We start from the raw sequence: 21,279 nt of genomic DNA on the forward strand, positions 1-21,279 counted from the left end.
CCGTACCCCTTCCCGCCATGGTCCGTGAACACCCTACTGCTAGGTGGCCAGGGCGGCGCGCAGGACGGCCGCGATGCTCTCGGTCACCTGTTCCTCGGTGACGGCGCCGGGATCGGCGGCGCACTCGATGGCCATGCCGTTCACCGTCGCCAGCAGGATGGTGGCGAAGACGGTGTAGTGCTCCGGGTCCGACGGCGCGCCGAAGGCCGCCGCCCGCTCGGCCAGCGTCGCGGCCAGCAGCGAGCGCCGGGTGCGCCGGTGCTCGCGGAACACGGCACCCACCTCGGGGTCCCGGCCCGCCTGGAGGGCGAACTCGACGACGAGCGCATGCCAGCGCTGGTCGCGCAGGACACCCCGGGCGAGGTAGCGCGCGGTGTGCAGGACGGTCTCGTCGAGCGAGGTCAGGTGATCCACCTGGCTGAGGACGTCCGCGGCGGTGTCGGCGAGCCGTTCGCCCAGCAGGGTGGCGAAGAGTTCCTGCTTGGAGCCGAAGTTCGAGTAGACGGCGCCCTTCGTGTACCCGGCCCGTTCGGCGATCGTGTCCAGCCGGGCGGCGACGTAGCCGATCTCCTCGAAGACCTCGAGCGCCGCGACGAGCAGCCCCGCGCGGACGTCCTCGCGCCGTGGGCGGCGGCGTGGCCTTCCCGCCGTCGTGCTGTCGGTTGTCGTACGTGCTGTCATGTCGTCCTCCCACAGTTACGATACCATTGGTATTGAATACTCCGAGTATCGAAATTGAGGATCGCCATGGTCACCTCCCTGCTCCCTAACCCCGACGCCCAGGCGGGCGGCGCTCCTGCCATCGTCGTCGAGGGCCTGGCACTACGGACGGGGAGGAGGACGATCTTCGAGGACGTCAGCTTCGACGTCCCGGCCGGGTCGCTCACCGTGCTCGCGGGAGCATCCGGGACCGGCAGGACCGCCCTGGCCCTGGCGCTCGCCGGACGGTTCTCCGTCTCCGCGGGGCGGTTCTCGGTCCTCGGCCTCGCACTGCCACGGCACGCCGGTGAGGTGCGCCGCCGCGTGGGCTTCACGGGCAACGCCACGGTGGTGCCGCTCGACGAGAACCTCACGGTGCGGCACCACGTGGCCGAGGCGCTCGGGCTGGCGGGCCCGTGGTGGAGGCGGTCGGCCACCCGCGAGCGGGTGGACCGCACCATCACCGCCGCCAACGACCTGCTCGCCGCCCTCGAGGACGTGGTCGGCGGGAACGCACCGTCGGGGCCACTGGCGCAGGCGCGCCTCCACCGGGGTGAACTGGTGCGCGACGCCTCACCTGTGGCGCGCTTCACGCTCAGCCTCGTCCTCGCCCTCGTGTCGGGTCCCGACGTCCTCGTGGTGGACGACGTCGACCAGCTCCGCACCGCCGACGAGCGCCGTGCCGCCTGGGCCGCACTGCTCACCCTCGAACGCACCCGGCGCGGCGACGGGGGGCCGCTGACCGTCGTCGCCACCTGCCAGGACTGGCAGGAGCTCGACGACGTCCTCGACCCGGGCCGTCTCGGTGCCCTGCCCGTGCGTCCCGCCACCGTCCACACCCTGGGCGCCCCAGTCTCCGCCCCGACCCCAGATCCAGAAACCAGGTAAAACCGTGTTCTCCCTGCTCCGCACGGAACTCTCCCGCTTCCGCATCTCCCTCCTGTCCAGGGCCGCACTGGTGGTGATCGCCATCATCCCCGCGCTGTACGGCGGGCTCTACCTCGCGGCCAACTGGAACCCGACGGGCAACCTCGACCACCTGACGGCCGCCGTCGTGAACGAGGACCAGCCCGCGACGGCTGCCGGCCCCGACGGCACCGAAACCACCATCTCGGCGGGCGCGGACCTCACCGGTACCCTCACCTCCTCGGACGGCGCCGGGTTCACCTGGGTCGAGGCCAGCAGGGAGGACGCGCAGGAGGGCCTCGATGACGGGACCTACGCCGCCACACTCGAGATCCCGTCGGGGTTCTCGGCCAGGCTCGCCTCCGTCGGTGGCGACACCCCGGCGCAGGCGACGCTCGACATCACCACGAACGACGCCGACAGCTACATCGTCGGCCAGGTCGGCAACACCGTGGCCGCCACCCTCCAGCGCCAGGTGCAGTCCGGCGCCACCGAGGACTACCTCGACAGCATCTACCTGGGCTTCTCCTCCCTGCACGGCGAGCTCACCGAAGCCGGCGAGGGTGCCGGCAGGATCGCCGACGGCGCACGGAGTGCCGATGAAGGGTCGGGCTCGCTCGTCGTCGGGCTCGGCAGCCTCGTGGACGGCAGCGTCCAGCTGTCCTCCGGCAGCGCGCAGGTCGCCGGCGGAGCGGCGGACCTCTCGGGAGGAGCCTCCGACCTCGCCGCCGGGCTGGCCCAGCTCGAGGCGGCGACGACGGACCTTGTCCCGCAGTCGCAGCAGCTCGCGGAGGGTGCCGCAGCGGCAGTCACGGGAGGAGCAGCGGTGCGCGACGGAGCCGCACAGGCAGCGGCGGGAACGCGGTCGGTCGCCGACGGGGCCGGCTCGCTGTCCGGTTCGGCGACGGCCCTCGCGGACGGCACGCGCAGCGTCGCCGACGGCGTCGCCCAGGTCGGGGACGGGGCAGCGGCCCTCTCCGCGGGAGCGACGCAGCTCTCTGCCGGTGCAGGGCAGGCGGCCACAGGCTCGCGTGCCGTGTCCGACGGCCTCGCACAGCTCACCGCGAACTACGGTGCACTGACCGACGCCGAACGGATCGCCGCACTCCAGCAGCTCGCGTCCGGCGCGGATGCCGCGGCTGCGGGGAGCGAGCAGGTGGCCACCGGCACGGGGACCCTCGCTGCCTCCGCCACGGACCTCGCCACCGGTGCCGGAACTGCGGCCGCCGGAGCGGGCGCCGCGGCCGACGGCGCAGGCCGCCTCGCCACCGGCGCCTCCGAGCTCGCGACCGGCGCGGACGGTGCCGCAGCGGGTGCCGGACAGGTGGCACAGGGCGCGGCGGGCCTCGCCGACGGGCTCGAGCAGCTCCAGTCGGGGACCGGTACCCTCGCTGCAAGCGCCCCGGCGCTGCGTGACGGCATCGTCTCCGCCTCCGACGGCGCCGGCCGCCTCGCCGCAGGAGCGTCCACGCTCAGCAGCGGTGCGGAGCAGGTGGCCGGGGGAGCGGCAGCCCTCGCCGACGGTTCCGGGCAGGCGTACGACGGCGCCACCCGGCTCGAGGACGGCCTCGGGACCCTGTCCAGCGGCTCGCGGGACCTTGCACAGCAGCTCGAGCAGGGCGCAGGGCAGGTGCCGGACTACTCCGACGCCCAGCGCACGGAGCTGAGCGGCGTGGGGGCGTCACCGGTCGCCGTCGAGCGGACGCACGCGAATGCCGTCGACGCGTACGGCGAGGGCATGGCGCCCTACTTCATCCCGCTGGCCCTCTGGGTCGGCGGTATCGTGACCTACATCGTGCTCCGGGCACTGTCGCCGCGCGCACTGGCCTCGACGGCCGCTTCCTGGCGGGTGTCGGCCGCCGGCTACCTGCAGGGCGCGCTGTTCGCGGTGCTGCAGGCACTGGTGCTCCTCGGGGTCCTGGTGGCAGGCGTCGGGTTGACCACGCCCCACCCGATGGGCCTGCTGGCCTTCACGATCCTCACGGCGCTGGTCTTCACCGCCATCCATCAGGCACTCGTCGCCCTGCTCGGCGGCGTCGGCAGGCTGGTCGCGCTGGTGCTGCTGATGCTGCAGCTCACGTCCGCGGGAGGCACCTACCCCGTGGCGACGGCGCCCGGCTTCTTCCAGTTCCTGAGCCCGCTGCTGCCCATGACGCACGCCGTCGTCGGCCTGCGCCACCTCATCGCCGGCGGAGACCTCGGTGTCGTCTGGCTCTCGGCGGCTCAGCTGCTGGTCTTCTTCGTGCTCGCGGCGGGCCTGTCCGTCGTCGCGGCGCACCGGCACCGCTCGTGGTCCCTCGGGAAGCTGCACCCCAGCCTCGCGCTCTGACAACTCCCCGCAGGCGGGAAGCGCGCACGCGCAGGAACTTATAGGTTGGAACGGTACCCAAGCACAGTACGTCCACCAGGAAGGCACCATCCCATGATCTTCATCGTCGTCAAGTTCAACGTGAAGCCCGAGTGGAGCGACCGCTGGATCGATCTGACGCGGGACTTCACGGAGGCCACCCGCCAGGAACCGGGGAACCTCTGGTTCGACTGGTCCCGCAGCGTCGAGGACCCCAACCGGTTCGTGCTCGTCGAGGCGTTCCAGGACGACGCCGCGGAAGCCCACGTCAACAGCGCCCACTTCTCCCAGGCCATGGAGGACATGCCGCAGGCACTCGTGGAGACGCCGGAGATCATCAGCGAGCGCATCGCTGCCGAGGGCTGGGGCCGCATGGGGGAGCTGACGGTCGACTAGGGTCGCGTCGCTCAGGGCGGGGGTGCCGGACGGGTGTGCTCCGCGAGCAGGCCCGTCACCTCCCCGTCCGCGATGAGCGCGTGATCTCCGGCGGACAGGAAGGACCCGGGCTTCCGCAGGTCCTTGACGATGTCCCAGTGCAGCGACGACTGGTTGATGCCGCCGCAGTCCGGATAGGCCCGTCCCAGCGCCAGGTGCATCGTGCCCAGGATCTTCTCGTCGATCAGCAGGTCGCCCGTGGCGGTCGTCATGCCGGGGTTGGTCCCGATGCCCAGTTCCCCCACGCGCCGTGAACCCGCATCGGTGCCGAGCAGCTCGTGCACGAACCCCTCGCCCCGGCCCGCGGACGCTTCCACGACGGTACCGCCCTCGAACCGCAGCTCCAGCTCGGTGATGGGAGTACCGGCGAACCAGAAGGTGCCGGGGAAGCGGATGTGACCGTCGACCCCGTCGTCGAGGGGAGCCGTGGCGATCTCCCCGTCCGGCAGGTTCGCCTCGCCCGCGAAGCTGATCCAGGTCCGTCCACCGGTCCGGAAGGTGAGGTCGGTGTCCCCTGTGACGACGCGGACGGTGTCCTCCTGCTCGAGGGCAGCACACAGCGTGTCCCAGCGCGCGCGGAGGTCGGACCAGGGCGCCAGACAGCCGGCGAAGAACTCGTCCAGCAGACCGACGTACCCGACGCCGATCAGCTCGGCCCACTCCGGCGTCGGGACCCGCACCAGGCACCACGCGGTCTCCTCCCACCGGGCAGTGGACACAAGGCCCTTCCCCCGGCGCTGGGCGGCGAGCCGCACCTCGTCGACGTCGTCGCCCGTCGGAGCGACCATGCCCCGGAAGGACACGTGGACGTCCGCCCAGTGCATCGACGCCAGCTCCAGGGGAGCGGGCGCGGACAGCATCTCCACCGGGGCGTGCGCGACGGCGATCCGGTCGAATCGTTCGTCGGTCGCCAGGACCTGCGGACAGGCACCCAGGCGGTAGCACTCCTCGACGAAGGCTTCCACCGCGGGCATGACCTGCGGATCCGTCATGAAGACCGAGACCCTGCTGCCATTCCTCACGCCGGTGCCGCCGGCGACCTGCGCTGCGAGCAGGGCCCACCGGTGATCAGCGGTCATGGCGTCTCTCCATCCTCCGTGCGTTCAGGGGCGACAGGGAGCGGTACAGCTCCAGGTAGTCGGCGTGGTCACTGCGGAGGACCGCGGCACTGGACGGCTCGACGTCGATCCTCTCGCCGAGCCGGACCCAGTCCCTGATGCTGTCCCGATGCGGGAGCCTGCCGACGGCGAAGGCCGCGATCGCCGCATCGCCGAGGGCTGCGCCGTCCGTCAGCGCAACGGTCTGCGGGGAGCCCGTGATGTCCGTGACGGACTGGGTGAAGATCCGGTTCTTCGTCCCGCCGCCGACCGCGAGGACCCGCTCAGGGGTCTCCCCGACGTCGTCGTAGGCGGAGAGAGCGTGCGCGACCGAGTGGGCGACCCCCTCCAGGACTGCCCGGGCGATATCCGCGCGGCCGTGCTCGAGCGACAGACCGATCAGGGCTCCCCGGCTCGTCGGATCGTGGACGGGGGTGCGTTCCCCGCTGAAGTGCGGAAGCAGCAGCAGGCCGTGCGCTCCCGGAGGTGACTGCTCCGCGAGCGCCAGCAGTCCACCGAAGAGCTCGTCGTCGCTGACGGACAGGTCCAGTCCCAGGACATCGGCCACCCACCGGGTCAGGGTCCCCGCCGTGGACGTGCCGGCGGCCAGGACGAACGTCCCGGGGAAGACGTACGGGGCGGACCAGAGCACCTTCCCGCGCAGGGGCGCCTCGGTCACCTTGATCATGTAGGTCGAGGAGCCGTACATCAGCATGAGATCGCCCGGATCGACCACAGTCGCGCTCACCGCTTCCGCGGGAGCGTCGACGGCGCCGAAGACGACCGTGGCCCCCACCGGGAGACCGGTGAGCCCGGACGCCTCCTCGGTGACGGTCCCGGCGATGTCCGTGGCCCAGCCCAGCTCCGGCAACTGCTCACGGCGCACGGCATTCTCGCAGCCCGTGACATCCCAGGACTGGCTGTCGAGGTCGTAGAAGGGATGGAAATACCCCGCGGTCCCGTGATCCATCGTCACCCGGCCGGTGAGCCGGGCCACGAGGTAGCCGTGCGCCGTGACGTACCAGCGCGCGGCCGCCGCGATCTCCGGCTCGTTGTTCCGGACCCAGGCGACTTTCGGTCCGGCGGACTGGCTGGTGAGCGTATTGCCGCTCCGCCGGAAGACCTCGTCGACGCCGAGGGCCTCCTCCAGCTCTCCGATCTCGCGGGAGGCCCTGGTATCGATTCCGTACAGGATCCCCGGGCGCAGCGGGCGCAGGCCGGCATCGAGCGGCAGCACGCACGGCCCGATCGCGCTGCAGCCGACGGCGGTGACGGTCCCGTCCCGGGCGGCGTCCGACGCCATCAGCTCCGAGCTCACCGCGGCGAAGTCCGACCACCACACCAGGTCCGCGTCCTGCTCCACGTGCCCCTGCCGGGGCGTGGAGATCCCGTGCCGGCGTCGGGCGCGCGCCTGCACGACGCCCTCCACGTCGACGAGCACCCCCTTCGTCTCGAAGGTTCCGACGTCGATGCCGACGAACAGCTCCACGGCGGCTACAGCGACCGTCGGAGGTTCTGGACCTCGGACATCAGTTCCTTCACACGCGCGGTATCGGCGGGGTTCTCGAAGACGCCGTCGGACTTGAAGTAGGTCCCGACGATGGCCGCGTCGGCGACGCGCAACTGCTCCGCGGCGTTGGCCGCCCTAACGCCCGTGTTGACGATCACCGGAGTGGATCCCGCATTCTCCTTGACCGTCGCCAGGACACTGGTGTCGGTCGGGGCGCCGGCCGTGAGTCCGGAGACGCAGAGCCCGTCGGGCCGGCAGTTGAAGACGGTGCTCCGGGCGATGTCGGCGATGGTCCGCGACCCGAGGTAGGACGCGGCTTCCGGCACGATGTTGTAGAGCAGCCGGACGTTCTCCCCGCCGACCGCGCTGCGGTGCCGTGCGGTGGCGCCGACGTTGGTGTCCCACGTGCCGAAGTCCGATGCGTACACGCCGGTGAAGATCTCCCGGACGAACGAGGCACCCGTCGCGACAGCCAGGTCGATCGAGGCCGTCGCGTCCCAGAGGACGTTCACGCCGAAGGGCACCCGTATCCCGTCCCGCAGCTCGCCGATGATCCTGGCCATGGTGATGGCGGTGATGGGCTCCGTCTTCGTCAGGTAGGGCAGGCTGAATTCGTTGGAGATGAGGATGCCGTCCACACCGCCGTCCTGCAGCGCCTGCAACTCCCGGCGTGCATGGTCGAGGACTGCTGCGACGCCGCCGTCCCGATCGTAGGAGGGGTCACCCGGGAGTGCCTGCAGGTGGCACATCGCGATGACCGGTTTGGGTACCTCGAATACGTCGTCCAGCCACGTCATGGGGGTCCAGCTTTCTGTTCGGGGTGCCTGCCGGGCCGGCAGGCAGGGGTGCGGATGCTAGTTCGCGGCCTTCCAGGACTGCAGGAACCGCAGGAACGCGGTCGCCCCCGGGTCCTGCAGGCCGATGCTGCGCTCCTGGAGCCAGGACGCGCGGCCCCGGCGCGACTGCATGCCGACGGTGTCCGTCACGCCGCGCTGTGCCGCATCGATGGCCTTGTCCAGGGCCGCATCCGGTGGATCACCGGCGGACAGTGCTTCCGCGGCGGGCATCAGGGCATCGAGGATGGTCTTGTCACCGACCTGCGATTTTCCGCGTTTGCCGATGTTCTCGCCTGCCGCGGTGGCGAAGGCGCCGGCGTCGGCGACGCTGATCGTCGCGGCGTCGCCCCAGACCCGGGATCCCGCCAGTAACGCCCCGGCCACCAGTGCGGCCATGGTCGACGGGTTGGCGTTCGCGAAGGCCTTCGCGCAGGTCTTCGCGATGTCGGCGGGGAGCGCATCGTCGGGGAGTTCCTCGAGCGCGGCGCGGACCGCTTTGGCGCCGAGCGAGACGGTGACGCCCAGATCGCCGTCGCCCAGCGCGGCGTCGAGGTCGCGCAGCTCGTCGGCGTACTGGATCACGTCGGCCAGCGCGTTGCGGATGGCTGTGTTGATGTCCGGTCCCTGCATGGCACTCATCCCTCCCGGAAGAACGGAGACTCGGCGGGGGCATTGAGTAACGCGAGCCGCTCATCGCTCAGCTTGAGGAGCGAGATCGAGGCCCCCGCCATCTCCAGGCTCGTCGCGTACTCGCCGATGTAGCGTTTCTCCACCGTCAGGCCGAGTTCCTCGGCGATGTGGTGGACACGCCGGTAGAGGACGTAGAGCTCCTCCAGGGGAGTGGCTCCCATCCCGTTGACCAGGACGGCCACACGGTCCCCGGCCGTCAGTCCGAGGTCCTCCACCAGCGGGTGGACGAGCCGGGTGGCGATCTGGTCGGCCGTCTCCAGTTGTCCCCGGTGGATGCCCGGCTCGCCGTGGATGCCGATCCCGATCTCCATCTCGCCGTCGGGCAGGTCGAAGCTGGCCTTCGCCGTCGTCGGAAGGATCGTGGGGGAGAGGCCGATGCCCATGGTCGCCGTGTTCCCGATGATGTCCTCGGCCACGGCCGCCACCTCGGCGAGACTGTCGCCCCGTTCGGCGGCAGCACCGGCGGCCTTGTACGCGAAGACGATGCCGGCGACGCCGCGGCGGTCCTCGGCGCGTTCTCTCGGCTGGCTTGCGACGTCGTCCCGGCCCAGGACGGTGCGCGTCTCGACGTCCTCGAGCTCGGCCAGATCGGCTGCCAGGTCGAAGTTGAGGACATCCCCGCCGTAGTTGCCGTAGAGGTAGAGGACTCCGGCGCCGCCGTTGACGGCCAGGGTCGCCTCGAGGATCTGCTCCGACGACGGCGAGGAGAAGACGTTGCCGATGGCGACGGCGGAGCAGAGGCCCCTGCCCACGTACCCCTTGAACAGGGGCAGGTGCCCCGAGCCGCCGCCCGTGACGATGCCGACCTTGCCCGGGAGCGGGGCATCGGCCCGCACCAAGATCCGGGGATCGCTGCCGGGGGTCCGGACGAGGTCCGGATGGGCCAGCGTGATCCCTTCGATCATCTCGTCCACGAAGTTCTCCGGGTCGTTGATTATCTTCTTCATGATTTCCTTCGTCGTTACGGCAGCACCGGGTTGGTGTCCGGGAGATCCTTGCGGGCTTTCCTCCTCCGGAAGTGGATCTGGTCGAAGACCATCACCGCGATGAGGATGAGGCCCTGGGCTATGGAGTACTCATAGGAGGACAGGCGGATGGCGTTGAATCCGCTGGAGACGATCTGCAGTGTCAGCGTGGCCATGACCACACCGGCGACGGTCGCGAAGCCTCCGCTCGGGTTGGTCCCTCCCAGCACGGCGATCACGATGACGAGCAGGACGTAGGACGACCCGTAGTCGGCGCTCGCCGTCGGGTTGCGGGCGAGGAAGACGATGCCGGCGAGACCGCCGAGGAGACCGGACACCAGGTAGGTGCCCATCAGGACCCTCCGGCTGCCGATGCCGGAGTACTTGGCGGCCAGGGGGTTGGCGCCCTGCAGCTGCAGCTTCAGCCCCAGCGGTGTCCTGTTCAGCAGGACGGCGATGGCCGCGGCGACCAGCAGGAAGAACAGGAAGAGCGCGGGGATGCCGGCAACGGTCGTCGTCGCGAAGGTGGTAAGGGCCTCGGGCGCACCGTAGAGCGTCTGCCCATTCGTCCAGACCACGGCGATGCCGTTCAGGATCTGCATGGTGCCCAGCGTGGCGAGGATCGGGGTGATCCCCACGACGCCGATGAGGAACCCGTTGAACAGCCCGGCGACAAGGGCCGTTGCGAGCCCGAGCACCAGGATCAGCGGCATCAGCGCGGCGGCCTGTGCCGGATCCCCGGCTGCGATCCCGGAGTAGACCGTGGTGATCGTGATGGCCGCGAAGTTCGCGATGGCGACGATCGACAGATCGATCCCGCCGGTCACCATCGCCAGCATCATCGCCACGGCCAGGATGCCGATCTCGGGCGAGGCGATCGCGATGTTCTCGAGGTTGAGCGGATTCAGGAAGATCGCCGGCTTCAGCAGGGCGAAGATCGCGAAGGACAGCAGGAGGAGGATCAGCATCCGGGTGATGCCCTTCTCCCTTCGGATCGTGGCGAGGAAGGACCCGAGTCCCTGATCGAGCTGCGCGTTGAGCCGGCCCAGGGTGGGCCCGGCGTTCTTCTGGTCCAGGGACACGGTTACGCCCCCGCCTCTTCGGTGACGAAGACCTTCTTGGACTGCCGTTTCGCGGAGAGGGCCTGGATCCCGACGCCGACGATCAGCAGGACGCCGACGGCGGTGCGCTGCCACGCGGTAGGAATGCCGACCAGGATCAGGCTGTTGTTGATCAGTTGCACGAGCAGCACCCCGAGCACCGTTCCGAGGACCGAACCCCTGCCGCCGAAGATGGAGGCCCCTCCCAGGACCACGGCGGCGATGATGTCCAGTTCCGTTCCCACGAGCGCCTGCGGATTGGCGTTGCGGCCGAGGATCACATGCAGCACCCCGGCGAAGGCGGCGAGGACGCCGGCCAGCACGTACAGCGCCACCTGGATCCTCGTCACCGCGAACCCGGCACGGCGTGCAGCTTCCGGATCGCCGCCGATCGCATAGATCCCACGACCGAACATCGTCCGTTTGAGCACCCACGCCACCAGGACGCACAGGGCGATCACCGGGACCACGAGCACGTGCAGGAAGGCCTCGGAGTCGCCGGCCCGGATGGAGATCACAGTGGCCGTCGATACCGCCGACATGCTTCCCGGCAGGTCCGCGATGTAGCGCGAGCCGATGTAGGCGACCAGGATCCCCCGGAAGATCCCCTGCGTCCCCAGGGTGACGATCAGCGTCGAGAGCCGGAAGCGGGCGATGACGGCACCGTTCACCAGCCCGAGCAGGGCCCCCATGCCGCAGGCGATCGCGAAGACCCCGATGAGCCCAGGATCGAAACCGCCGGCGCCCGACACCTTCACGGTCGTGTACCCGGCGAAGATCGCGATGGCTGCGAAGGAGACGTCGATGCCACCGGAGATGATGACGATCAGCACTCCGAGGGCGAACACCATGGGCACGATGGCACCGCGCAGGATCGAGAACAGCGTGCCGACCGTGAAGAAGGAGGGGCTGATCAGTGCCATGCCGATGATCAGCACCAGCAGGACGAGGGCGAGGACCCCCTCGTTGTTGGCTCCGCGCAGGTCGGCCCAGCGGAGCTGCTTCGTCCGGGCGAGCACGTCGCTCATGCCGCCATCCTCTCCTCGATCGCTCCGGGCTGGATCTCCTCGCCGCCGAGTTCGTCGACCACGGCGCCCTGCCGCACGACCAGGACCCGGTTACAGACCGCGACGAGCTCCGGGACGTCGTCGGAGATGACGATCACGCCCATGCCGCCGTCCGCCTGTTCCCGCAGGACCGCGAGGATCTCCTCCTTGGAGCCGACGTCCACCCCGACGGTGGGACCGTTGAGGATCAGGATGGCCGGGTGGTTCGCCAGCCACTTCGCGAGGACGACGCGCTGGGCGTTGCCGCCGGAGAGGCTCCGGACCGGAGCTGTCACGTTCGCTGCCTTGATGCGCAGCTGATCGAAGAGCCGTTTGATCGTCTGCGCGACCTTCCGGGAGTCGACGAACAGCCTGCCCTGCAGGTGCTTGTCGACGGACCCGGCGATGATGTTGTCCGCGATCGACTTCTCGAGGAAGAGTCCCTGGCTGAGCCGGTCTTCGGGGACGTACCCGATCCCCGCGCGGATGGCGTCCTCGATGGAGTTCAGCCTCACCCGCTTCCCGTTCACATGGACCGTCCCGGAGTCGGCGGGCAGCACCCCGAAGAGGCTCTCGGCGATCTCGCTGCGGCCGGAGCCGAGCAGCCCCGTGATCCCGAGGATCTCCCCGCGGTGCAGGGTGAAGGAGACGTTGTGGAACGCGCCCTGGAGGGTGAGTGCGTCGACGGTCAGGACGGGATCCTCCTCCAGCCGCGGGGTGGTGACCAGCCGGGTCTCGTTGACGTCACGTCCGGTCATGTGCCGGATAAGCGATCCCCGGTCGAAACCGGCGGTGGGTCCTGACACGACGTTCCTGCCGCTGCGCAGGATGGTGAGGTCCTGTGAGACCTCGAGGGCCTCCTCCAGCTTGTGGCTGACGAACACGAGAGCCACGCCGCGCTGCTGCAGGGTCCGGACGACCGTGAAGAGCCTCGCGACCTCGCTGTGGGTGAGCGCCGTCGTCGGTTCGTCCATGATGATGACCCGGGCATCGTTCACCAGGGCGCGGCAGATCGCTGTGAGCTGCTTGTCGGCCACCGAGAGGCGCTCCACGTCCTGATCGAGGTCCAGGTGCAGCCTCAGCTCCTTCACGATGCGCTCGGCGGCCGGCCGGGATCTCCGCGCGGAGAAGGTCCTGCTGCGAGCGGCAACAGCGGACGTGAGCACGATGTTCTCGGCCACGGTGAGATTGGGGAAGAGGGAGAAGTCCTGGTAGATCACCTGGATGCCGGCCTTGATCGCCTCCGCGGGAGTCATGAAGGCATGAGCCCGGCCATCGATGAAGATCTCGCCCCCATCGGGATGCTCGGCTCCGCTGATGATCTTGATGAGGGTGGACTTGCCGCAGCCGTTCTCACCGGCCAGGCAGTGGACGTTGCCGCTCACGAGGGAGAGGCTGACGTCCTGGAGGGCTTTCGCGCCGCCGTAACTCTTGGAGATGTTCCTGACCTCAAGGACCGGAGGTGCGCCGTCGGGCGCGGAGGATGTGCTGGTCATGGGTGCGTCCTCGGTCTGCAGCGGGGCGGCCGGCGCGGTGATGTCCGTGCCGACCCCTCCCAGGCTGCGCGTCGCTGCTAGAAGTTGTAGTCGCCGACGTTGGACTTATCCACGACGACCGCCGCATCGCCGACGACCACGTTGTCGAAGCCTTCCAGCTTCTTCAGCGAGTCGTAGCCCTCGATGCCGAGGTCGGTGCCGTCCCCGACCTCCTCGCCATCGGCGAGGAGCTGGGCGATCTTCAGCTGCGCCTCACCGGCCAGGGCCGGATCCCAGAAGAAGATTTTGTCGATGGATCCGTCATCGAGGTACTTGCTGGCAACCGACGGGATGCTGGTGCCCATGACGCAGACGTCGTCCTGCTTGCCTGCTTCCTGGACGGCGCGGGCGATGCCGGCCACGTCCGTACCGGCGGACCCCTGGAAGCCCTTGATGTCGGGGTGCTTCGCGAGGACTTCCTTGGCCCGGTCGTAGGCGACGTTCTCGTCTTCCTTGCTCTCGATCGGATCCTCGACGCGGGTCAGGTCGGGGTATTCGGCTTTCTGCTGATCGAGGGCTCCGCTCACCCAGTCCATGTGGGTCTTCGCGGTGAGGCCACCGACGAAGGAGACGTACTCGCCCTTCTCTCCCATGCATTCGGCGAGGTTGTCCATGATCTGCGCGCCATAGGCCTTGTTGTCGAACGCCTCGATGTCCATGTCCGCATTCTTGATGCCGCTGGCCTCATGCGTGACGACGACGATTCCCTGATCCCGTGCCTGGGTGAGCACGTTCTCGAGCCCCTCCGGCGAGTTCGGTACCACCGTGATCGCCGTCGGCGCCTGGGGGATGAGGTCCTGGATGATCTGGATCTGCTTCTCCGGGCTCGCGTCGTCCGCGCCTTCCTGGCGGGCATCGATACCCGTGGTCTCGGCGAAGTTGTTGACGCCTTCCTCCATACGGTCGAACCAGCCGACACCGCTGATCTTCACGACGGTCACCATCGTCATGTCCTCGGGGGCGGCGCTTGCGCCTCCCTCGCTCTTTTCCGCGGTACCTCCGCCGCCCGTCGTTCCGCACGATGCGAGGAGCATCGCGACGGCGCCCACGGACAGGATTCGGGCAGACTTGCTGTGCTTCATGTTCACTCCCTTGTGAAAATGCGATGCAGCGACCCGCTGCATCAGAGCAGTTCGAGGATGCTGGATGGAGTTGAACTCTAGGGTCGCGTCCGCGCGAGTGTCAACGAATTTGCCCTTATTCTGCGCGGGTCTCTTCACGACTCGCGCAGTTCTGCGCGATGTCGCGCAAACCGCGCAGTACTATGGCCGAATCGGAGTGCCATCGACGTCAGGACCCCTATGTCGCGCCAAGCGGAGATCATCGAGATCCTTCAGGATGAGGGCTTCAAGTCGGTCGTGGAGCTGGCGCGTCGGCTGGGGGTCAATCCCTCGACGATCCGGCGGGAGTTCGAGAAGCTGGAGCAGCTGGAACTGATCCAGCGGACGCACGGCGGCGCCTACCCCGTCAAGCAGACCGACACCCCGTCGCTGATCAAGGAATCCCTCCACCACCGGGAGAAGGAAGCCATCGGCCGGGCGATGGCGGACAAGGTCCTGGACGGCCAGACGATCCTCCTCGACAGCGGGTCGACCACCCTCGAGGTGGCAAAACACCTCGACAACTCGCGGTTGACGGTCGTCACGAACGACCTGCGGATAGGTCTGGAGATCGCGAACCGCCAGTGCGCACATCTGGTCCTGATCGGGGGCGAACTACTCCCCAACGTGTACACGCTCTGGGGTCCCTCGTCGGTCCAGCAGATCGAGCAGCTGCGCGTGGATGTGGCCATCTTCGGCGCGGATACGGTGGACGAGCAGGGGATCTTCAATACGAGCAGCTACGAGCTGGAGCTGAAGCGCACCATGCGGTCCATCGCGAAGGAAGCCTTCTTCGTCGCCGACAGCTCGAAGTTCGGCAGGGAAGCCCTCTTCAAGGTGTTCGGCCTGGACCAGTTCACGGCCGGCATCACCGATGACCTGCTGGATCCCATCCGGGCGTCCCACTTCCCCGTCCCGATCATCAGCGTCAGCCCGCAGAGGCTGGCGAAGAAATGACGGCCCTGCCGGGCCTCGGCCCGCTGGAGCTCAGGCGACGCTGTCCGCGCGGGCAGGCAGCGTCTGCTCCAGGATGAAGTCGTCCTCGAAGCGGTTCCCGAGCCGGAACCGCTTGGTGCCCACGGTGCGGAAACCGCTCTTCGTGTAGAAGCGGATGGCGCGGGCGTTCTCCTGGTTCACGCCGAGCCAGATGCCCGGCAGCCCGGACGCGGCGGCGCGTTCCAGGGTCGCCGCCATCAGGGCGGCGGCGGACCCTCGGCCGTGATGGCCCGGATGCACGTAGAACTTGCTGAGCTCCACGGCCGGGGAGGCCGACAGCGCCGCCAGGACGTCCGGATCCGACGGCTGGTCCAGCACGATCATGCTGTATCCGGCGATTCCGTCGCCGTCCCGGATGCACAGGATCGTGTGCCCGGGAGCCGCGATGTTCGCGGCGAACCGCTCCGCGGAGAGCTGCGTCCGGATGTGCCGCTGGATGTCGTCCGGGTCCGCATCGGGTGGGCAGGCCAGCGGGAAGGCGACGGCGGCGCACGCCGCGAGGGCGGCGGCGTCGTCGGGCGTCGCCGTCGAGATGTCGAGGGTCATGCTCCCAATGTAGGACCTGGATTCTGGAACCTCGAACAGCAGGACGCGGACCGGAGGGTCCGCGTCCTGCTGTTCTGCTGTGCCGTCGCTGGCAGGGCGGGATTACCCGAACACGGGCACGCCGTCGCGCGTCAGCTTCCAGTTCTCCTGGAAGAAGGTCGAGGGGTCGATCGTGCCCTCGGCGATCAGGTAGTCGATCAGCAGCTGGCGGATCTCCGTGGTCTGGTTCACCAGCACCGGAGCCGAGGCGATGTGCGGGAAGTTCCCGCCGCCCGACTGCCGGTAGTTGTTGGTGGCCACGGCGAAGCGCTGCGCGGGGTCGATCGGCGCACCGTTGTAGCTCAGGTTGGTGATGCGCTCACCGACGGGCCTGCTGATGTCGATGTCATAGGAGACGCCGGACATCATGTCGTAGTTGTAGTCGGGCGTTCCCGCGGCATTGGTCAGCGTCGCAGGGTCCACCGGAGCGCCGGGAGCGGTCTGGTTGAAGTACTTCGCCGAGTACTCGAGGTAGTCCTTCACCTGGGCGCCGGTCATCTCCACGCCGAACAGCGTGTTCGGGAAGACGTACAGTCCGGCCATGTCACGGATGGTCACGGGACCTTCGGGGATGACGGCGGCCCGGTTGAAGGGCGCCACGATGGACAGCACCGGCAGGTCGGCGTTCGGTGTCCCCTCCAGGGCCTTGCCGACGGCGCCGGCCTGCACCTCGTTGACGAAGTCCATGACGGCGGTGTCGCGGATGCGCGCATCGGCGGCGGACATGGTCTCCGTCGCGGTGCCGATGGGGGTGTTCACGTAGTCGATGACGCGCTGGTGCTGCTCGGCGATGATCGACGAGACCTTCGGATCGGCGGGCACGGTGTTGGCGTTCAGCAGTTCCGACGACGCCGAGGTGACGTCCCACTGTCCGCGCACCTTCGTGAGCCCGAAGTCCATCACGGACAGGCGCATGCCCCAGTTCTTCGGTTCGGTCAGCAGCACCTGGTCGCCGGTCTGCCGGTTCGTGACGAAACGCTCGGGGATCTCCTGGTGCGCGTGCCCCACGAGGATCGCGTCGATGCCGGGTACCTGTTCGGCGAGCTGCGTCGACGCGTTCTCGAGGGGCAGGTCGCCGCCGTAGGACGAGGTGCCCGAGGTGCCGGAGTGCGAGCTGACGACGACGACGTCCGCGCCGGCGGCCTTCATCTCGGGAACGTACTTCTCGGCTTGCTCGACAATCCCGCGGAAGCGGAGCTTGCCCTCGACGTTGTTCCTGTCCCAGATGGCGATGCCCGGGTTGGTCAGGCCGAGGATGCCGACCCGGATGGGCTTCTGCCCCGCGACCTTGACCGTCTTGATGACGTAGGGCGTGAAGGCCTCCGCACCGGTGGTCCAGTCCACGACGTTGGCGCCGAGGAGCGGGAAGTCGAGCTGCTCCTCGTACTTGCGCAGGAGCGGCAGCCCGTAGTTGAACTCGTGGTTGCCCAGCGCTGCGGCGTCGTAGTCCATGGCATTCATGGCGGCGGCCATCGGATGGGTCTCGCCGCTCGCCGTGACCGGCTCGACCGTGGCGAAGTAGTCCGTCAGCGACGTGCCCTGGATGGTGTCGCCTGCGTCGATGAGGAGCGTGGACTCCGCGCCGCGGTCGGCGCGGACCTGGTTGATGAGGCCCGAGACCTTGGCGAGCCCGACGTCGTTGTGCGCGGCGTCGTCGTACTCCGCATTGGTGAAGTAGTCCCAGTTCTCGATGTAGCCGTGGAGATCGCTGGTCCCGAGGACGGTGATGGTGGCCGTCGGGTTCCCGGGACCCTTGCTTCCGCCGGGTGCGGCGGTTGCTGCGGGCGCGAGTACGAGTGCTGCGACGCAGCTGACGGCGACCGCCGCGATGGCGCGGCGGTGCCCCCTGATGCAACTTCCTGGCACGGTGAATCAGCTCCTGTTGTGGTGCGGTGGCGCCAGCTTAGCCGTGACCGGTGACACACTGGGAACGGTGGACTGACTCCCGGATGAACGGGGAGGTCCGCCGTTCGCCACGCGTCCATCCGGGCATTCCGTCCGGATCCAGGTCAGGGAGGACCATCATGACACCGGAGTCGGAGCACCAGGACGCGTATCGCGAGGACTTCCTCGGGCCCGGCTACGACGTGCGGACGCTGCCGCTGCGGCCCGACGACGAGGGCCAGGTCGTCGCGACGCTGGTCCGCTCTGCCGTCCCGGGCGGTTCACGCCGGGCTGTGCTCTATGTCCACGGCTTCGTGGACTACTTCTTCCAGACCAATCTCGCCGAGGCATGGCGTGAGGCGGGGTTCGACTTCTACGCCCTGGATTTGCGGAAGTACGGCCGGTCCATCGGGGAGCACCAGACACCCAACTACGTCACCTCGCTCGAGGACTACGACGAGGAACTCGACGAGGCCGCCCGGATCATCCGCGAGGACGAAGGTCACGACGTCCTCGCGGTCATGGGTCACTCGACCGGTGGTCTGATCACCTCCCTCTGGGCACACCGGCGGCGCGGCCGCGGCATCGTGGACGCGCTCGTCCTCAACAGCCCCTGGTTCGACCTCAACGCCAGCCTGTTCCAGCGCACCCTCGGCACGGCCGCGGTCCACCGGATCGGGACGCTCAAGCCCCGCACCGTCGTCGGGAAGCTCGGGACCTCCTACGGCCGCTACCTGCACCGGGAGACCGGAGGGGACTGGGACTACAACTTGGCGTGGAAGCCGCACGGCGGGTTCCCCGTCGTCGCCGGCTGGCTGCGCACCATCCGCGCCGGCCATGCGCTCCTCAACCGTGGGCTCGCCATCGACTGTCCCGTGTTCGTCGCGTGTTCGGACGCCACCTCGAATCCCGTGCGGGAGCCGGAGCGGATCTCGTCGACGGACGTGGTCCTCAACGTGGACCACATCGCGGCACGGGCACCCCGCCTCGGCCGGCACGTCACCCTGGTGCGCATCGAGGGCGGCATCCATGACCTCGCCCTCTCACCGCAGCCGGCCCGGTCCAGGTTCTTCGCCGAACTCGCGCGCTGGCGGGATGCCTACGTGCCGCAGTCCGGGACGGGCGGCCAGCGGGGCGTCGGGGCGAACGACGACGGCGCCTCCGCGCCGCACTGACGCCGCCGGACCTACGGCGGGCCGTGCGCGACGTCGTAGGTGAGGAACGCGAACTGGCCCTGCTGCTCGACGGACCGCAGCGTGAGCCGGTCCGATTCGACCCGCAACGGCAGCAGCGGGGCTCCGCCCGTCAGCGCGACGGGCGCGATGGCCACCTGGATCTCGTCGAGGAGTCCCGCCGCGAGGAACTGCCCGGCGAGGTCGCCGCCTCCGACCACCCAGATGTCGCGATCGCCCGCCGCCTCGCGCAGCTGCCCGAACACCGCGCGCACGTCGCCCGACACGAGGCGCACGTCCGCGCCGTCCGGGACCGGGAGGTCCCGCGTCGTGAAGACGAACGTGGGGCGCTCGCCGTACAGCGTGCTCCACTTGTCCGGATCGGCGAGCAGCCCCTCGAAGTCCAGCACCCACTCGTACGTCGTCGAGCCCTCCACCAGGACGCCTACCGTCCCCAGGAAGCGCTCGTAGAGTTCGGGCGGTGGTGGTTCGACGGCGAAGAGCCAGTCCAGCGAGTTGTGCTCATCGGCCAGGAAGCCGTTGAGCGTGGAGGCCGTGTAGTAGATGACCCGCGTCATGGTTCATTCCATCACCGACGGGGCGCCGGGGCCAGGGGGCCCAGCGCGCTCATCAGCACGCAACGTGCCCCTACTCCCTACCGTCCTCGAGCGGGATGAGCATGGTGCGGAATGGACCCGCTACGGCATGGAGGCCCCAGACACGATCGGCGACGTCGTCGATGCCGTTGGCAAGCTGAAGCTTGGGAATGCCACCGGGGATCACGAGTTGCGCGACACGGATGCCCTCACCCTCGAGTGCGTCGTGGAGCATCTCGCCGTAGGCGCTCTCGGCCGGGAACGCGACCGATGTGCCGGCGAAGTCGGCGCGTGCCTTGACCGAGGTTCCGCCATTGATCAGGAGGACGCTGCCGCCTCCTGCCTGACGCATCGCTGGTAGAACCGTACGCACCGCGTGAATAAGCCCGAGAGCCGAGAACCGCAATGCTTCCAACGCCAGCTCGGGAGTCATGTCGAGTACGGGCTTCAGGTATTCACGTGATGGGAGGGGGCTGTACTGCAACGTGGTGATCGGTCCCAGTTCGGCCGCGGCACGTGTGAGGGCGTCCTCCAACGCTGCCGGTACCAGCACGTCTGCAGCGTAACCACGGGCGGTCACGCCGGCGTCCTCGAGCTCCGCAGCCATGACGTCGAGCTTCGACTGGTTCCTCGAGATCAGGGCTATCGAGAAGCCTTCGCGCCCAAACCTCCGCGCAACTGCCGCCCCGAGTCCCGGTCCAGCTCCGATGATAGCGATGACAGGCACGGGGGGTTTCCTTCGCTTGATCTATTGTCCTGACGGTCGTGCGGTCAGGTGTGTCAGCATCACCGTCGACACACCCGAAGCCCTGACTCTAGTTCACGCCGTCACTCCTCGCGAGCGTCAGCGGGAGAGCTCGGCTCATCGGTGTCGAGTCCAGATGAACCGCCTGATCCTTGTGCCTCGACGCCGCTGATGAACTGCCGCACCAGGGCGTCGAACTCCTCCTCGCGTTCGATCTGCGGCATGTGCCCGCACTTCTCGAACAGGTGGAACTCCGCATGCGGGAACACCGTGCGGGCGTGCTCGAGGTGCGACGCCGGGAGGACCCGGTCCTCGTCGCCCCACACCACGAGGGTGGGTTTCCGCTGGGCGGCGACCGTGCGGAGGAGTTGGGTCCGCCACCGCCGGCGCACACCGCGGACGGTGCCGAGGTGCCGGGCGACGGCCAGCAGGACGTCGTCGTAGCCGGGATTCCTGCCCACCTCCTGCGCGTGGTCGAGGCGTTCCTCGGTCACGAACCTCTTGTCGTAGAACAGCGAGCGCTCCGTGCGGTAGGCGGCCTTGCGGGACTTGTCCTTCAGGAGCCGTCGGCCGATCGGCCGGACGGCGAGGATCCGCAGTGCGAGCGTCACCTCCTTGCCGAAGCCGGCGCTGTTCACGAGTACCAGGCTCCGGACGCGCTGGGGCTCGAGGGCGCTGATCTTCATGGCGACTGCGCCTCCGAGCGAATTGCCCACGACGTGCAGGGGCCGGTGCTCACTGAGGGTGTCGAGCGCGGCCAGGACGAAGCGGGCCATCGACTCCATCGAGTACCGTCCCTCGGTCCTCTCGGACAGCCCGAAGCCGGGCAGGTCCACGCTGAGGACACGGTGGGCGGGGGCGAGCCGGCCGTACAGTCCCTCCCAGTCCTCGAGGCTGCGGCCGATGCCGTGCAGCAGCAGGACGGGAGGCTTCTCCCGGGCGCCCTCGTCCCGATAGCGGACGCGGATCCCGTCGACCCGCAGGAAGCCCTCGTCGGCCGTGCTCGACATCGACGCAGGCGCAGCGGAACCGGAT

General features: G+C 68.9%; 20 protein-coding genes. 5 read left to right on the forward strand and 15 right to left on the reverse strand.

The features are described from left to right. Positions 1–39 precede the first annotated feature (39 nt). The gene (locus tag ACX80I_RS09410; protein ID WP_459344849.1) at positions 40–681 is read right to left on the reverse strand and encodes a TetR/AcrR family transcriptional regulator; all 642 of its coding nucleotides are present in this window, start codon (positions 679–681) and stop codon (positions 40–42) included. Positions 682–747: 66 nt separating this feature from the next. Here ACX80I_RS09410 and ACX80I_RS09415 point away from each other — a divergent pair, with 66 nt between their 5' ends. From ACX80I_RS09415 to ACX80I_RS09425, 3 genes are all read left to right on the forward strand, one after another. Beyond that, the gene (locus tag ACX80I_RS09415) at positions 748–1,587 is read left to right on the forward strand and encodes an ATP-binding cassette domain-containing protein (RefSeq protein ID WP_459344850.1); all 840 of its coding nucleotides are present in this window, start codon (positions 748–750) and stop codon (positions 1,585–1,587) included. Positions 1,588–1,591: 4 nt separating this feature from the next. Further along, positions 1,592–3,934, forward strand: coding sequence for a YhgE/Pip domain-containing protein (locus tag ACX80I_RS09420; protein ID WP_459344851.1), 2,343 nt, complete (start codon positions 1,592–1,594; stop codon positions 3,932–3,934). Positions 3,935–4,027: 93 nt separating this feature from the next. Continuing rightward, positions 4,028–4,348, forward strand: a complete 321-nt coding sequence (locus ACX80I_RS09425; protein ID WP_459344852.1) for a putative quinol monooxygenase — start codon at positions 4,028–4,030, stop codon at positions 4,346–4,348. Between the two features lie 11 nt (positions 4,349–4,359). On the opposite strand, the gene ACX80I_RS09430 is transcribed toward ACX80I_RS09425, so the two are convergent. The 9 genes from ACX80I_RS09430 to ACX80I_RS09470 form a co-directional block, all read right to left on the reverse strand. Further along, complete coding sequence (locus tag ACX80I_RS09430) at positions 4,360–5,466, reverse strand: aminopeptidase (protein ID WP_459344853.1); 1,107 nt, start codon at positions 5,464–5,466, stop codon at positions 4,360–4,362. Beyond that, positions 5,456–6,973, reverse strand: coding sequence for an FGGY-family carbohydrate kinase (locus ACX80I_RS09435; RefSeq protein ID WP_459344854.1), 1,518 nt, complete (start codon positions 6,971–6,973; stop codon positions 5,456–5,458). Before ACX80I_RS09435 ends, ACX80I_RS09430 begins: the two co-directional genes overlap by 11 nt. A 5-nt stretch (positions 6,974–6,978) precedes the next feature. Then, complete coding sequence (locus tag ACX80I_RS09440; protein WP_459344855.1) at positions 6,979–7,791, reverse strand: BtpA/SgcQ family protein; 813 nt, start codon at positions 7,789–7,791, stop codon at positions 6,979–6,981. 57 nt (positions 7,792–7,848) lie between these two features. Continuing rightward, the gene (locus ACX80I_RS09445; protein WP_459344856.1) at positions 7,849–8,469 is read right to left on the reverse strand and encodes a DAK2 domain-containing protein; all 621 of its coding nucleotides are present in this window, start codon (positions 8,467–8,469) and stop codon (positions 7,849–7,851) included. After that, positions 8,466–9,467: a dihydroxyacetone kinase subunit DhaK gene (locus ACX80I_RS09450; protein WP_459344857.1), complete on the reverse strand. Its 1,002-nt coding sequence runs from the start codon at positions 9,465–9,467 to the stop codon at positions 8,466–8,468. Before ACX80I_RS09450 ends, ACX80I_RS09445 begins: the two co-directional genes overlap by 4 nt. Before the next feature lie 14 nt (positions 9,468–9,481). Then, complete coding sequence (locus ACX80I_RS09455; protein WP_459344858.1) at positions 9,482–10,567, reverse strand: ABC transporter permease; 1,086 nt, start codon at positions 10,565–10,567, stop codon at positions 9,482–9,484. Between the two features lie 2 nt (positions 10,568–10,569). Next, positions 10,570–11,613 carry an ABC transporter permease gene (locus tag ACX80I_RS09460; RefSeq protein ID WP_459344859.1) on the reverse strand — a complete coding sequence of 348 codons (1,044 nt, stop codon included), beginning with the start codon at positions 11,611–11,613 and terminating at the stop codon, positions 10,570–10,572. Beyond that, positions 11,610–13,127, reverse strand: a complete 1,518-nt coding sequence (locus ACX80I_RS09465) for a sugar ABC transporter ATP-binding protein (protein WP_459344860.1) — start codon at positions 13,125–13,127, stop codon at positions 11,610–11,612. Before ACX80I_RS09465 ends, ACX80I_RS09460 begins: the two co-directional genes overlap by 4 nt. A gap of 77 nt (positions 13,128–13,204) precedes the next feature. Continuing rightward, positions 13,205–14,248, reverse strand: a complete 1,044-nt coding sequence (locus tag ACX80I_RS09470; RefSeq protein ID WP_459344861.1) for an autoinducer 2 ABC transporter substrate-binding protein — start codon at positions 14,246–14,248, stop codon at positions 13,205–13,207. Positions 14,249–14,467: 219 nt separating this feature from the next. On the opposite strand from ACX80I_RS09470, the gene ACX80I_RS09475 reads away from it, so the two are divergent. Beyond that, on the forward strand, positions 14,468–15,223 hold the full coding sequence (locus ACX80I_RS09475) for a DeoR/GlpR family DNA-binding transcription regulator (protein ID WP_459344862.1): 756 nt from the start codon (positions 14,468–14,470) through the stop codon (positions 15,221–15,223). Positions 15,224–15,253: 30 nt separating this feature from the next. Here ACX80I_RS09475 and ACX80I_RS09480 read toward each other — a convergent pair whose 3' ends face one another. Next, on the reverse strand, positions 15,254–15,808 hold the full coding sequence (locus tag ACX80I_RS09480; protein ID WP_459344863.1) for a GNAT family N-acetyltransferase: 555 nt from the start codon (positions 15,806–15,808) through the stop codon (positions 15,254–15,256). Positions 15,809–15,910: 102 nt separating this feature from the next. After that, complete coding sequence (locus tag ACX80I_RS09485) at positions 15,911–17,713, reverse strand: bifunctional metallophosphatase/5'-nucleotidase (RefSeq protein ID WP_459344864.1); 1,803 nt, start codon at positions 17,711–17,713, stop codon at positions 15,911–15,913. A gap of 158 nt (positions 17,714–17,871) precedes the next feature. Between ACX80I_RS09485 and ACX80I_RS09490 the strand changes: the two genes are divergently transcribed. Continuing rightward, positions 17,872–18,906 carry an alpha/beta hydrolase gene (locus ACX80I_RS09490; protein WP_459344865.1) on the forward strand — a complete coding sequence of 345 codons (1,035 nt, stop codon included), beginning with the start codon at positions 17,872–17,874 and terminating at the stop codon, positions 18,904–18,906. 11 nt (positions 18,907–18,917) lie between these two features. Here the strand turns inward: ACX80I_RS09490 and ACX80I_RS09495 are convergent, their stop codons facing one another. The 3 genes from ACX80I_RS09495 to ACX80I_RS09505 form a co-directional block, all read right to left on the reverse strand. Further along, on the reverse strand, positions 18,918–19,481 hold the full coding sequence (locus ACX80I_RS09495; protein WP_459344866.1) for a dihydrofolate reductase family protein: 564 nt from the start codon (positions 19,479–19,481) through the stop codon (positions 18,918–18,920). 70 nt (positions 19,482–19,551) lie between these two features. Next, positions 19,552–20,226, reverse strand: a complete 675-nt coding sequence (locus ACX80I_RS09500) for an SDR family NAD(P)-dependent oxidoreductase (protein ID WP_459344867.1) — start codon at positions 20,224–20,226, stop codon at positions 19,552–19,554. Between the two features lie 101 nt (positions 20,227–20,327). Next, positions 20,328–21,254 carry an alpha/beta fold hydrolase gene (locus ACX80I_RS09505; RefSeq protein WP_459344868.1) on the reverse strand — a complete coding sequence of 309 codons (927 nt, stop codon included), beginning with the start codon at positions 21,252–21,254 and terminating at the stop codon, positions 20,328–20,330. Positions 21,255–21,279 lie beyond the last annotated feature (25 nt).

It is taken from the genome of Arthrobacter rhamnosi, from assembly GCF_054510855.1.

Coding starts and splice junctions, on each gene's coding strand:
- ACX80I_RS09410 (WP_459344849.1), bottom strand. CDS start 681: ATGACAGCACGTACGACAACCGACAGCACGACGGCGGGAAGGCCACGC.
- ACX80I_RS09415 (WP_459344850.1), top strand. CDS start 748: ATGGTCACCTCCCTGCTCCCTAACCCCGACGCCCAGGCGGGCGGCGCT.
- ACX80I_RS09425 (WP_459344852.1), top strand. CDS start 4,028: ATGATCTTCATCGTCGTCAAGTTCAACGTGAAGCCCGAGTGGAGCGAC.
- ACX80I_RS09430 (WP_459344853.1), bottom strand. CDS start 5,466: ATGACCGCTGATCACCGGTGGGCCCTGCTCGCAGCGCAGGTCGCCGGC.
- ACX80I_RS09440 (WP_459344855.1), bottom strand. CDS start 7,791: ATGACGTGGCTGGACGACGTATTCGAGGTACCCAAACCGGTCATCGCG.
- ACX80I_RS09445 (WP_459344856.1), bottom strand. CDS start 8,469: ATGAGTGCCATGCAGGGACCGGACATCAACACAGCCATCCGCAACGCG.
- ACX80I_RS09450 (WP_459344857.1), bottom strand. CDS start 9,467: ATGAAGAAGATAATCAACGACCCGGAGAACTTCGTGGACGAGATGATC.
- ACX80I_RS09460 (WP_459344859.1), bottom strand. CDS start 11,613: ATGAGCGACGTGCTCGCCCGGACGAAGCAGCTCCGCTGGGCCGACCTG.
- ACX80I_RS09465 (WP_459344860.1), bottom strand. CDS start 13,127: ATGACCAGCACATCCTCCGCGCCCGACGGCGCACCTCCGGTCCTTGAG.
- ACX80I_RS09470 (WP_459344861.1), bottom strand. CDS start 14,248: ATGAAGCACAGCAAGTCTGCCCGAATCCTGTCCGTGGGCGCCGTCGCG.
- ACX80I_RS09475 (WP_459344862.1), top strand. CDS start 14,468: ATGTCGCGCCAAGCGGAGATCATCGAGATCCTTCAGGATGAGGGCTTC.
- ACX80I_RS09480 (WP_459344863.1), bottom strand. CDS start 15,808: ATGACCCTCGACATCTCGACGGCGACGCCCGACGACGCCGCCGCCCTC.
- ACX80I_RS09490 (WP_459344865.1), top strand. CDS start 17,872: ATGACACCGGAGTCGGAGCACCAGGACGCGTATCGCGAGGACTTCCTC.
- ACX80I_RS09495 (WP_459344866.1), bottom strand. CDS start 19,481: ATGACGCGGGTCATCTACTACACGGCCTCCACGCTCAACGGCTTCCTG.
- ACX80I_RS09505 (WP_459344868.1), bottom strand. CDS start 21,254: ATGTCGAGCACGGCCGACGAGGGCTTCCTGCGGGTCGACGGGATCCGC.